Genomic DNA, 12,055 nt, shown 5'->3' on the forward strand with positions numbered 1-12,055 from the left:
ACCCCGCTGTCCCTGGGCATCGAGACCAAGGGCGGCATCATGACCAAGCTCATCGAGCGGAACACGACGATCCCGACCAAGCGGTCCGAGATCTTCACCACCGCCGAGGACAACCAGCCCTCCGTGCAGATCCAGGTCTACCAGGGCGAGCGCGAGATCGCGGCGTACAACAAGAAGCTCGGGATGTTCGAGCTGACCGGTCTGCCGCCGGCCCCGCGCGGTGTCCCGCAGATCGAGGTCGCCTTCGACATCGACGCCAACGGCATCATGCACGTCACGGCCAAGGACCTCGGCACCGGCAAGGAGCAGAAGATGACCGTCACCGGCGGCTCCTCGCTGCCGAAGGACGAGGTCGACCGCATGCGCCAGGAGGCCGAGAAGTACGCGGAGGAGGACCACGCCCGCCGCGAGGCCGCCGAGGCCCGCAACCAGGGCGAGCAGCTCGTCTACCAGACGGAGAAGTTCCTCAAGGACAACGAGGACAAGGTCCCGGGCGAGATCAAGACCGAGGTCGAGTCCGCGATCGCCGAGCTGAAGGAATCGCTCAAGGGCGAGGACACCGCCGAGATCCGCACCGCCACCGAGAAGGTCGCGGCCGTCTCCCAGAAGCTGGGCCAGGCCATGTACGCCGACGCCCAGGCCGGTCAGGCCGCCGGCGGCGAGGCTCCGGGCGCCGGTGCCAAGGCCGACGACGACGTCGTGGACGCCGAGATCGTGGACGACGAGCGCAAGGACGGTGCCGCGTGACCGAGGAGACTCCGGGCTTCGAGGAGAAGCCCGACGTCCCCTCCGGCGCCACCCCTGAAGACGCCGAGCCGAAGGCCGACTCCGCCGCTGCGGCGGAGGAGTCGGCCCCGGCCGGGGACGCGAACCAGACAGCGGCACTGGTGGCCCAGCTGGACCAGGCCCGCAAGGCGCTCGACGAGCGCACGGCGGACCTCCAGCGGCTCCAGGCCGAGTTCCAGAACTACCGCCGCCGGGTCGAGCGGGACCGGATCGCGGTCAAGGAGATCGCCGTCGCGAACCTCCTGACCGAACTCCTGCCCGTGCTCGACGACATCGGCCGCGCGCGGGAACACGGCGAACTCGTCGGCGGGTTCAAGTCCGTCGCCGAGTCGCTGGAGACCGTGGCGGCCAAGATGGGCCTGCAGCAGTTCGGCAAGGAGGGCGAGCCCTTCGACCCGACGATCCACGAGGCGCTGATGCACAGCTACGCGCCGGACGTCACCGAGACGACGTGCGTGGCCATCCTGCAGCCCGGGTACCGGATCGGCGAGCGCACCATTCGCCCCGCGCGCGTGGCCGTCGCCGAGCCCCAGCCCGGCGCGCAGGCCGTCAAGGCCGACGAGGCGGAGGCCGGCGACGACAAGGAGAGCGGTGGCCCGGACGAGGGCTGAGCTTGAGCGGATGAGTCCGATGGGGAAGGAGGGACGTCGAGGATGAGCACGAAGGACTTCATCGAGAAGGACTACTACAAGGTCCTCGGCGTCCCCAAGGACGCCACCGAGGCCGAGATCAAGAAGGCGTACCGCAAGCTCGCCCGCGAGTTCCACCCGGACGCCAACACGGGCAACGCCAAGGCCGAGGAGCGCTTCAAGGAGATCTCCGAGGCGAACGACATCCTCGGCGACCCCAAGAAGCGCAAGGAGTACGACGAGGCACGCGCCCTCTTCGGCAACGGCGGCTTCCGTCCGGGGCCGGGCGCGGGCGGAGGCTCCTTCAACTTCGACCTGGGCGACCTCTTCGGGGGTGCCCAGGGCGGCGGTGGCGGTCAGGCCGGCGGTTTCGGCGGCGGACTCGGCGATGTCTTCGGCGGGCTGTTCAACCGCGGCGGCGCGGGCACGGGAACCCGTACCCAGCCCCGGCGCGGCCAGGACATCGACACCGAGGTCACCCTCACCTTCACGGAAGCCATCGAGGGCGCGACGGTCCCGCTGCGCATGTCCTCCCAGTCCCCGTGCAAGGCCTGCTCCGGCACCGGCGACAAGAACGGCACGCCGCGCGTGTGCCCGACCTGCGTCGGCACCGGCCAGGTGGCGCGGGGCACGGGCGGCGGGTTCTCGCTGACCGACCCCTGCCCGGACTGCAAGGGCCGGGGTCTGATCGCCGAGCACCCCTGCATGGAGTGCAAGGGCAGTGGCCGCGCCAAGTCCTCCCGCACCATGCAGGTCCGCATCCCGGCGGGCGTCACCGACGGGCAGCGCATCCGGCTGCGCGGCAAGGGGGCGCCCGGTGAGCGCGGGGGTCCGGCCGGCGATCTGTATGTGCTCGTCCATGTCGACAAGCACCCGGTCTTCGGCCGCAAGGACGACAACCTCACGGTGACCGTGCCGGTGACGTTCACGGAGGCCGCCCTCGGCGGAGAGATCAGGGTGCCCACGCTGGGCGGCCCGTCCCTCACGCTGAAGCTGCCGCCCGGTACGCCCAACGGGCGCACCATGAGGGCGCGCGGCAAGGGCGCGGTCCGCAAGGACGGCACCCGTGGCGATCTGCTGGTCACCGTCGAGGTAAGTGTTCCCAAGGACCTGTCGGGGAAGGCTCGTGACGCACTGGAGGCGTATCGCGAGGCGACCGCGGACGAGGACCCGCGGGCAGAGCTGTTCGAGGCAGCGAAGGGAGCTTGAGAGTGATGGACGGCCGTCGGCGCAATCCGTATGAACTGACCGAGGAGACCCCGGTCTACGTCATCTCGGTGGCGGCCCAGCTCTCCGGCCTGCACCCGCAGACCCTGCGTCAGTACGACCGTCTGGGCCTGGTGTCCCCGGACCGCACCGCCGGCCGGGGCCGCCGTTACTCCGCCCGCGACATCGAACTGCTGCGTGCCGTCCAGCAGTTGTCGCAGGACGAGGGCATCAACCTGGCGGGCATCAAGCGGATCATCGAGCTGGAGAACCAGGTCCTGGCCCTCCAGTCCCGGATAGCGGAGCTGGAGTCGGCGCTGGACGGCGCGGCGGCGGCCATGCAGCAGCGCGAGGCAGCCGTGCACGCGTCCTACCGGCGCGACCTGGTGCCGTATCAGGAGGTCCAGCAGACCAGCGCGCTGGTGGTGTGGCGGCCGAAGCGGCAGCAGTCCTCGGACTGACGACGCGAGCGCGAGTGCGGCAGGTGAAGGGCCCCGAGGTCGATCCTCCGGGCCCTTTTCGCGTAGCCGCCACGACCCTTCGCGCGAGGGCTCGTGAACTCACCCGCGTGGAGGGTCGGTAAAGGGTGTTTGGAGAGGTTTCCGTCTCGTCTCCATGTGTCTTCACGTGCTAAGCGGAGGGTGATGTTGTCACTTCGTTAAGTAGTACGCCTTGACGTCGATGGGCGCCGCCGCGTTGGCTTTTGAGCCACCTGGGTCAACATGTCGCACCCATGTCCGGAAACGCACCTGAAGTGAGCCCTCGAATGCGTCGTATCGCCATAGCCGTGGCCGCCTCCACGATGTCCCTCTCGCTCGCCGGATGCGGGATGCTGAGCGCGACGGAGGACAGCGGTGAAGCGACGCCGACGAAGAGCAACGACATCACCGTCGGCGTGCTGATGCCGGAGAAGACGAACACCCGTTACGAGGAGTTCGACTACCCCATCATCAAGGCGAAGGTCGCTTCCCTCACCGGCAACAAGGGCAAGACCGAGTACGCCAACGCGGACGCGAAGAACGCGACGCAGGTGACCCAGATGGAGCGGATGATCGACGAGAAGGTCGACATCATCCTGCTCGACGCCGTCGACTCGCACGCCATCGCGGACACCGTGAAGAAGGCCAAGGACGCCGGTATCCCGGTCATCGCCTACGACCGGCTGGCCGAGGGCCCGATCGACGCGTACGTCTCCTTCGACAACGAGCTGGTCGGCGAGGTGCAGGGCCGCACGCTGGTGGAGGCTCTGGACGGCGCCAGCACCGCCGACAAGATCGTCATGATGAACGGCTCGCTCACCGACCCGAACGCCAAGCAGTTCAAGGACGGCGCGATGTCGGAGCTGAGCGGCCGGGTGACGATCTCCGAGTCCTTCGACACCACGGACTGGAGCCCGGAGGTCGCCCAGGCGAACATGACCAAGGCGATCGAGGAGATCGGCAAGGGCGACATCGCCGGTGTCTACTCCGCCAACGACGCCATGGCCGGCGGCATCATCAAGGCCCTGCGTGCCGCGGGCGTCGAGGAACTGCCGCCGATCACCGGCCAGGACGCGGAGCTGCCCGCGGTGCAGCGGATCATCAGCGGCGAGCAGTACATGAGCGTGTACAAGCCCTACCCGCAGATGGCGGAGGCGGCCGCGGAGATGGCCGTCGCCAAGGTCCAGGGCCGCAACATCGAGTTCGACGCCCTGACCCGCGACAAGGTCGACAGCCCCACCGACAAGAAGATCCCGGCCCAGCTGGTGACCGTGGTGGCGCTGACGAAGACGAACATCAAGGACACCGTGATCGCGGACGGCATCTACAAGGCGTCCGACATCTGCACCGCCAAGTACGCCGCCGCCTGCCAGGCCCTCAAGCTGAACTGACCGGAGAGCGAGCCGGCGCGGACGGCGACGCCGTCCGCCACGTCGGTCACGGCCCTGTGCGCGGGGTCCTGGACCTCGCGCACAGGCCGAGCGGCCCCCTGCGAGCCCTTGAGTGCCCCTGTGCCGCGTTCACGCCACCCGGGTGAACTCCACGGTCACCTCGGGCGGGCCGCCCGCCACGCCCCGGTAGATGCCCTTGTGCGGGGTGACGTCGTCGTAGTCGCGGCCCCGGCCGACCACCACGTGGGACTCGTCGGCGCGGGTGCGGTTGGTGGGGTCGTAGCCGTACCAGTCGCCCGCCCAGTACTCGACCCAGGCGTGGCTCTGGCCGGCCACCGGGCGGTGCAGTTCGGCCTCGCGCTCGGGGTGGAGGTAGCCGGAGACGTACCGGGTGGGCAGGCCCAGGCCGCGCAGGAGGCCGAGGGTGAGGTGGGCGAGGTCCTGGCAGACGCCCGCGCCCTGCTCCCAGGCCTCGGCGGCCGAGGTGTTCACGGTGGTGACGCCGGGCAGGTAGGTCACCCGGTCGGCGACCAGGGCGGACACGGCGGTCGCCGCCCCGTGCGGGTCGAGGCCCGCCGCCGCCTTGCGGGCCTTCTTCAGCAGCTTCGGCGGCACCGTCGTACGGGGCGTCGGGTGCGCGAACTCCAGCAGGCGGGAGTTGGCGGTCCGCGCGGTCACGTCCGGCCAGGGGAGCGCGGCCGGGAGTTCGTCCGGCGGGGTGGTCTCCACCAGGCTGGAGGCGGTGATGGTGAGGTCCGCGTGCGGGTCCATCAGCTCGAACGCGGTCACCTGGGTGCCCCAGTAGTCCCAGTACGACCACGTGGTGGCGGCCGGGCTGATCGTCACCCGTGAGTCGAGCGTCGTCTGGCCGGGCAGGGTGAGCGGCGTCATGCGGACCTCGTTGTGCGAGGAGACCGCGGCCTGGGCGTAGGACACGCTGGTGGTGTGGCGGATGCGGAGCCGACGGGTCATCTCAGGCTCCTTCCTGGGCCCACTCGACGGGCCCCTGGTACGGGAAGAACAGCTCCGCCACCGCCTCGGCGGAGGCCATGCAGGCGGTCTGGAGGTCGCGCAGCAGCACCGGCAGCTGCTCCTCCAGGGCCGGTGAGTCCAGGTATTCGAGACGGGTGCGCAGCCGGCCGATCGGACGGCGGGCGGGGTCCTGGCGGGGGCGGCCGAGCGCGCTCAGGCAGTCCTCGGCCGTCGTCAGGGCGTGCAGCGCGGAGCGCGGGAACTGCCGGTCGAGGAGGAGAAATTCGGCCACCCGCGGGGTGTCGCCGAAACCGCCGTACACGCGCGCGTACGCCTCGTCGGCGCCGGACGCGCTGAGCAGGGTCGGCCAGTCGGGGGCGTGGGCGGCGTCCAGGACGCGCACCGACAGCAGCCGTACGGTCATGTCGACCCGCTCCAGGCTGCGGCCGAGGACGACGAACCGCCAGCTGTCGTCCCGGCTCATGGTGGAGTCGGCCAGCCCGAAGAACAGGGCCGCACGGCTGCGGACCAGCTCCAGATAGCCGTAGGGGCCGGTGCGGCGGGCCGCGCGGCGTTGTTCGGCGAGGGCGTGCCAGGTGGCGTTGAGGCACTCCCACATCGCCGAGGAGACCGCCTCGCGGGCGCTGCGCGCGTTCAGCCGGGCGGCGCCCAGCGCGCCCTCGATGGCGCAGGTGGAGCGGGCGTCGAAGGCGAGCTGGTCGAGGACCTGCTGCATGTCGACCGCGTCCGGCCCGGCGTCCACGCCGAGGATCGCGTACAGCGACCGGCAGGCCACGTCCTCGTCGCGCCAGGGGTCCTCCAGCATGCGGTGGAGGTAGGCGTCGAGGATCCGCGCGGTGGCGTCGGCCCGTTCGACGTAGCGGCCGGTCCAGGTCAGGGCCTCGGCTATCCGGGAGAGGATGACGTCGTTCACTGCTGCTGCGCCCCTTCCTGTACGCCGGTGGAGGTGCCGTCGGGGCCGAGGTGGCGGGGTGCGACGGGCGGTGGTTCGTCGCCGCGGGGCGGTTCCGGGGGGCCGTCGGCGGGGCCCTCGGCGAGCACCCAGGTGTCCTTGGAGCCGCCGCCCTGGCTGGAGTTGACGATCAGGTTGCCCTCCTGGAGGGCGACGCGGGTGAGTCCGCCGGGCAGCACCCAGACGTCGGTGCCGTCGTTGACGGCGAAGGGCCGCAGGTCGATGTGGCGGGGCGCCATGTGTTCGCCGGTGAGGGTGGGGGAGGTGGACAGGGCGACCGGGCGCTGGGCGATGAAGCCGCGGGGGTCGGCGGCCACCGCCTTGCGGGTTCTCTCCAGGGTCGCGGCGTCCGCCTTCGGGCCGATGACGATGCCCTGGCCGCCGGCGCCGTCGACGGGCTTGATGACGAGGCTCCCGATCTGGTCGAGGACGGCCGCCAACTGGCCTGGTTCGTCCGGACGGTACGACTCCACATTGGGCAGAATCGGTTCCTCGGAGAGGTAGTACCGGATCAGGTCCGGCACGAACGTGTACAACAGCTTGTCGTCGGCGATCCCGTTGCCCACCGCGTTGGCCAGGGTGACGTTTCCGGCCACGGCGGCGCTCATGATGCCCGGACAGCCGATCACCGAGTCCGGCCGGAAGTGGAGCGGGTCGAGGAAGTCGTCGTCGAGGCGCCGGTAGACCACATGGACCGGCACCTCGCCGCGGGTCGTGCGCATCCACACCCGGTTGCCGCGGCAGACCAGGTCGTGCCCCTCGACCAGCTGCACGCCCATCAGCCGGGCCAGCAGCGCGTGTTCGAAGTAGGCGGCGTTGCTCGGGCCGGGCGTGAGGACGACGACCCGCGGGTCGACCGTCCCCTCGGGGGCGGCGGCGCGCAGGGCGGCCAGGAGCCGCTGCGCGTACCCGTCGACGGGCACCACGTGCTGCCCGTCGAACAGCGAGGGGAACACGCGGGTCATCGCCCGCCGGTTCTCGATGACGTACGAGACGCCGCTGGGCACCCGGACGTTGTCCTCCAGCACCCGGAACTCGCCTGCCTCGTCCCGCACGAGGTCGATGCCGGCGACATGGATGCGCACCCCGCCAGGTGGTTCGACCCCGTGGGCCGCCCGGTGGAAGTGCGGGGAGCCCAGGAGCAGCCGCCATGGCACCACCCCGTCCTCGAAGGCCCGGCAGGGCCCGTAGGCGTCGGCCAGATAGGCCTCCAGGGCCCGGACCCGCTGGCTCACCCCCCGTTGCAGGAGATCCCACTCCAGCGCGTCGAGGATCCTCGGCACGAGGTCCAGCGGCCAGGGGCGTTCCTCACCCGCGAAGGCGTAGGTCACGCCCCGGTCGGTGAACGCGCGTGCCATCTGATCGGCCCGGAACCGCAGTTCGCCCGGTTCGATGGGCTGCAGCGCCGCCAGCACCGGCTCGTAGGCGGTCCTGACCTCACCCGGCCGTTCGAACATCTCGTCCCACGCATCGGCCAACGCGTACGCGTCGAATATGTCCGCCATGAGGGGACGTTAGATGCGGGACGTAACGCGGCGATCACTCGGCGGTTTCCGGGAGCGCACGGCGTACGGGGACCGGACGGGTTCCCGCCGGGCGCACGCGGGGAGCGTCAGCTTGTTGCAGACGTGAGGGGCGGAGGCCGGGAGGAATCGGCTGAAATGGGTTTGATTCCAGGGGGGCTTGGGGACGAGCCGTGTTGCGGAGCCGGTCCGGGGCCGCGCATAGTTGCGCTGCGGAAAACGCGGACGACGCGCGACACGCGGACGGCGGGGGTGGGATGGGCGATGGCCGGGCACGGGACGGAGGAGCATCCTCACGGTGCTGACCGACTGTGCGAGGCCGGGGATCGCGTGTACTCCCGGGCCGTACGGCGGGGCCGGGTGTCGCGCCTGGACGCCGAGCCGGTCCCCTGTCTGCTGGACCTCGCCCTGCTGCACCCCGACCCCGACGACATGGCCTGGCTGGTCCCGACCTCCCCGCAGGAGGTCATGACCCGGCTGCTGCACGGGCTCTACGACGAGGTGAGCGCCAGCCGGCAGCGGATGGGCTCGGCCGTCGCCGCCTTCGAGTGGTACGCCGGTCTGGGCGGGCCCGCGCCGGGCACGGTGGCCGGGGAGGGCGTGGCCATCCGTGTCCTGGACGGCGCCTCCCGCATCCAGGCCGCCCTCGACGAGGCCACCGAGGCGTGCACCACCGAGGTGCTGACCGTGCAGCCCGGCGGCATCCGGCGCGAGCACGAACTGTCCGAGGGACTGCACCGGGCACTCGCCCTGCGCGGGCGGGGCGTACGGATGCGCGACCTCTACAACCATGTGGCCCGGCACGGCCAGGGCCTGCTCAACTACCTGGAGCTGATGGGTGACGCGGTCGAGGCCCGCACCCTCGACGAGGTCATCGACCGGCTCATCCTCTTCGACCGCACGGTGGCCTTCATCCCCGCCAACGCCGACCGCACGATGGCGCTGGAGCTGCGCCACCCGGCGCTGGTCGGCTACCTCGGCACGGTCTTCGAACGGCTCTGGCGGCTGGCGGCGCCGCTGACCGCCCCGCTGCCCGACACCCGGATCGAGGGCGTCTCGCACCGCGAGCAGTCCATCGCGGCGCTGCTGGCCGAGGGGCACCAGGACGCGGTCATCGCCGAACGCCTCGGCATCAGCGTGCGGACCTGCCGTGCGCACATCGCCCGCCTCTCGGAGACGCTCGGCGCGGCCAGCCGTACCCAGCTCGGGGTGCGGATCGCGCAGGTGGGCCTGGACGTGCCGCTCGGTGCGGACGCCGTTCAGCCGTCCGGTTCGACGATCCCCGAGCGTCCGATGAGGTAGCCGAGCTGGGCGCGGCTCTCGCTGCCGAGGGTGGCGGCGAGTTTGGCGATGTGCACCCGGGCCGTACGGACGTTCATGCCGAGGCGGTCGGCGATGACGGCGTCGGTGTGGCCCTCGACGAGGAGCGCGGCGATGGCGCGCTGGCGCGGCGTGACGCCGTTCAGGGTGGGCTGGGTGACGGTCTCCGGGAACATGGGCGTGGCCAGCCGCCACAGGCGGTCGAAGGTGGTCCCCAGGTAGTCCACCAGCGCGGGCAGCCGGATCTCCAGGGCGAGGGTGCGGTCCTTGACGGCCGGGATGAAGGCCACGCTGCGGTCGATGACCAGCAGGCGCTCGGTGACCTCGTCGAGGGAGCGGGCCTGGACGTCCCCGTGCAGCCGGTCGTAGCGGGCCAGCACGGCGGGGGCGTGGCGGGTGGTGTGCTGGTAGAGGGTGCGGATACGGCCGCCGCGGTCCAGGAAGGCCTGGTCGCGGTCCAGGGCCTGGCTGTGGATGTCGCGGGGCGGTCCGGCATGGCCGGCGTGCGGCTGGATGGCGAGCACCTCCCGCGAGGCCCCCGCCATGGTCCGGGTGATGACGGAGTTGATCCGTTCGAGCCCGTTCAGCATGTGGATCTCGCCGGTGCCGGTGGCGTCGCCGTCCGGCGCGGCGAGGGCGAGCAGCGGTTCGAACGCCTCGGCCAGCCGGGTCTCCCGCCGGCGGTGGTCGGCGATGTCCTCGGCGACGGCGCGCAGCAGCCGGGGCAGGGCGACGGCCGGCGGTACGGGGAGCAGCCGGCCGGGGTCGCGGTGGTCCGGCCGGAGCAGCCCGGCGTGCACGGCACACGGCGGTGAGGCGGCCTCGCGCGCGCCGACGTGGCCGGACCGCAGGGCGCGCGCGTACAGGTCCAGGGCCGCCTGACAGGGCGCGTCGGGGCCGTGGTCGTGGACGGGCGCCGTCATCCGTCGGTGTCCTGCCCGAGGATTCCGGACTGGGCGATGAGGAAGCCGAGCTGGGCCCGGCTGCCGCTGCCGAGGAGCGCCGCGAGCTTGGCGATGTGGGCCCGGCAGGTGCGTACGTTCATGCCGAGGCGGCGGGCGATGGCCTCGTCGACGTGGCCCTCGACGAGCAGCTTGGCGATGGAGTGCTGGATCTCGGTGATGCCGTCGGCGGCCGTCTCGTAGGGGGCGCCGGTGCTGAGCGGGACGGCACGGTCCCAGAGGAACTCGAAGACCTTGATGAGGTAGCGCACCAGGCCGGGGTGGCGCAGTTCCAGGGCGACCTGCTGGTCCTCGCGCGCCGGGACGAAGGCGACCGTCTCGTCGCAGATGATCAGGCGGTCGACCACCTCGTCGATCGTGCGGTACTCGGCCTTCCCGTCGGAGAGGCGGGCGGTGTAGGCGAGCTTCTCGGGGCTGTAGCGGGCGGTGTGCTGGTAGAGCGTGCGGATGCGGACGCCGCGGTCGATGAGCGGCCGGTCGCGTTCCAGGCCCTGGGTGAGGCTGCGCTCCGGGCGGTTGCCGCTCGGCTGGATGGTGAGCACTTCGGACTGGCACTGCGAGGTGGCGAGGTTGAGCGCCGTGTTGATCCGGGCGCCGCCCTCCAGCACGGTGATGGAGTCGGCGTGGGTGGCCGTCTGGACGCTCAGGGCCATGAACGGTTCGAACACCTCGGACAGCTGGACGGACACCCGCCTGCGCTCCGCGATCTCGTGTTCGATCGGGTTGAGCCGCTGGGCGAGCGCGAGGGCCGGCGGGGTGGGTCGCAGCCACTCGGGGTCGTCGGGGTCGGGGTGCAGGAGGGCGAATTCCACCAGGCAGGGAGCCGATTCCACGGCGGACCGGGCGACGCGTCCGGTTCGCAACGCGTCCGCGTAGAGTCGGCTGCCCTCCTCGCACAGTTCGGCCACCGCATGGGGATGTGCCCTATTAGCCCGATTCGTTGTCAAATCTCCACCCCCCAGGGTCCTGAACATGCAGGAACATGATGCATTGATTGTGTGGCCATGACGTGTCCGAATGAGCCATCGTCTTATCCGACGGGGGAAGAGGGACTTCACGTGAGGACGAAGCCGACTATGCGTAAGAGATTGCTTCGCAGGGCGCTTGTCGCCGCCTTCTCCGCCGTTGCGGCTGTCGGAGTACTGGGTGGCCTCTCGAGCGAGAAGAGCGAGGTCCGGGCGGACACCGCCTGGCCCGCAGTGGCCGTCTCCGGTCCTACCGCCTCCGGCGACATCCTGCCGGCGGCCGGGACGGGAACGGAGAGGAGTTGACGTGACCACCCCGCCCGACGACCGCTCCTTCCGCCGCGAGATGGCCACGGCCTACCGCTCGGGCTGGCACTTCATCGACCTGGTCACCGCCATCCCCCACAGTGGTGACTCGTTGATGGTGACGGTGTTCGGGGAGCCGGTCGTCGTGACGCGGGACGACGAGGACGACGTGCGCGCGTACCGGTGTCTGCGCAAACCCCGAGGAGCCCCCCAGCCCGTGCGGTGTGCCATCCGGTACGGAATGATCTTCGTCAACCTCGATCAGCGTGACCATCAACTGGCGGAGTCGGCCGCTCCGGCCGCCCCCAGGACCATCTCAGCCACCCCCCCCGCAGTGCCTGACGCGATTCCCCCGTCGTAACAGATCGCTCAGGTGCTTCCCCCCGGCAGCGGCGTCACCGTGACCTGAACACGGTGACGCCGCTGTCGTTCGTGGCGACATTTCCGGATCTGGAGCCTCGGCGAGGTGGCCGGAAACCGCCGGTGTGGATCACGTCACGCGCCCGCCGCCCACCCGTCGCACGCGGTCACCCGCTCGCCGCC

At 71.0% G+C, this 12,055-nt stretch carries 12 protein-coding genes; 7 read left to right on the forward strand and 5 right to left on the reverse strand.

Features of this window, described 5'->3' with window-relative positions; genetic code table 11:
• From BZL64_RS23000 to BZL64_RS23020, 5 genes are all read left to right on the forward strand, one after another.
• A partial coding sequence (locus BZL64_RS23000; RefSeq protein ID WP_158101552.1) for an Hsp70 family protein occupies positions 1-747 on the forward strand: 747 nt, incomplete at its 5' end.
• Entirely contained in the window at positions 744-1,397 is a 654-nt protein-coding gene (gene grpE / locus BZL64_RS23005; protein ID WP_086771097.1) for a nucleotide exchange factor GrpE, read from the forward strand. The genes BZL64_RS23000 and grpE, both read left to right, overlap by 4 nt.
• A 42-nt stretch (positions 1,398-1,439) precedes the next feature.
• The gene (dnaJ, locus tag BZL64_RS23010; RefSeq protein WP_086771098.1) at positions 1,440-2,624 is read left to right on the forward strand and encodes a molecular chaperone DnaJ; all 1,185 of its coding nucleotides are present in this window, start codon (positions 1,440-1,442) and stop codon (positions 2,622-2,624) included.
• Between the two features lie 5 nt (positions 2,625-2,629).
• On the forward strand, positions 2,630-3,082 hold the full coding sequence (locus tag BZL64_RS23015; protein ID WP_086771107.1) for a heat shock protein transcriptional repressor HspR: 453 nt from the start codon (positions 2,630-2,632) through the stop codon (positions 3,080-3,082).
• A 305-nt stretch (positions 3,083-3,387) separates the two neighbouring features.
• Positions 3,388-4,491, forward strand: coding sequence for a sugar ABC transporter substrate-binding protein (locus BZL64_RS23020; RefSeq protein WP_086771099.1), 1,104 nt, complete (start codon positions 3,388-3,390; stop codon positions 4,489-4,491).
• Between the two features lie 129 nt (positions 4,492-4,620).
• On the opposite strand, the gene BZL64_RS23025 is transcribed toward BZL64_RS23020, so the two are convergent.
• The 3 genes from BZL64_RS23025 to BZL64_RS23035 are packed head-to-tail and all read right to left on the reverse strand — an operon-like array spanning position 4,621 to position 7,941.
• The gene (locus BZL64_RS23025; protein WP_086771100.1) at positions 4,621-5,463 is read right to left on the reverse strand and encodes a transglutaminase family protein; all 843 of its coding nucleotides are present in this window, start codon (positions 5,461-5,463) and stop codon (positions 4,621-4,623) included.
• A 1-nt stretch (position 5,464) separates the two neighbouring features.
• Complete coding sequence (locus tag BZL64_RS23030; protein WP_086771101.1) at positions 5,465-6,397, reverse strand: alpha-E domain-containing protein; 933 nt, start codon at positions 6,395-6,397, stop codon at positions 5,465-5,467.
• Complete coding sequence (locus tag BZL64_RS23035; protein WP_086771102.1) at positions 6,394-7,941, reverse strand: circularly permuted type 2 ATP-grasp protein; 1,548 nt, start codon at positions 7,939-7,941, stop codon at positions 6,394-6,396. The genes BZL64_RS23030 and BZL64_RS23035 overlap by 4 nt, the downstream gene beginning before the upstream one ends.
• A 282-nt stretch (positions 7,942-8,223) precedes the next feature.
• Here BZL64_RS23035 and BZL64_RS23040 point away from each other — a divergent pair, with 282 nt between their 5' ends.
• Entirely contained in the window at positions 8,224-9,261 is a 1,038-nt protein-coding gene (locus BZL64_RS23040) for a helix-turn-helix transcriptional regulator (RefSeq protein ID WP_308432320.1), read from the forward strand.
• Here the strand turns inward: BZL64_RS23040 and BZL64_RS23045 are convergent.
• Entirely contained in the window at positions 9,219-10,202 is a 984-nt protein-coding gene (locus BZL64_RS23045; RefSeq protein ID WP_086771103.1) for a helix-turn-helix transcriptional regulator, read from the reverse strand. The genes BZL64_RS23040 and BZL64_RS23045 overlap by 43 nt on opposite strands.
• A complete protein-coding gene (locus BZL64_RS23050; RefSeq protein WP_167396187.1) occupies positions 10,199-11,215 on the reverse strand; it encodes a helix-turn-helix domain-containing protein in 1,017 nt (338 codons plus the stop codon). Before BZL64_RS23050 ends, BZL64_RS23045 begins: the two co-directional genes overlap by 4 nt.
• A gap of 298 nt (positions 11,216-11,513) precedes the next feature.
• Here BZL64_RS23050 and BZL64_RS23060 point away from each other — a divergent pair, with 298 nt between their 5' ends.
• Positions 11,514-11,873, forward strand: a complete 360-nt coding sequence (locus BZL64_RS23060; protein ID WP_086771106.1) for a Rieske (2Fe-2S) protein — start codon at positions 11,514-11,516, stop codon at positions 11,871-11,873.
• The last annotated feature ends 182 nt before the right edge of the window (positions 11,874-12,055 follow it).

The sequence above is a fragment of the Streptomyces bobili genome (genome assembly GCF_002154575.1).
Classification (GTDB): domain Bacteria; phylum Actinomycetota; class Actinomycetes; order Streptomycetales; family Streptomycetaceae; genus Streptomyces; species Streptomyces bobili.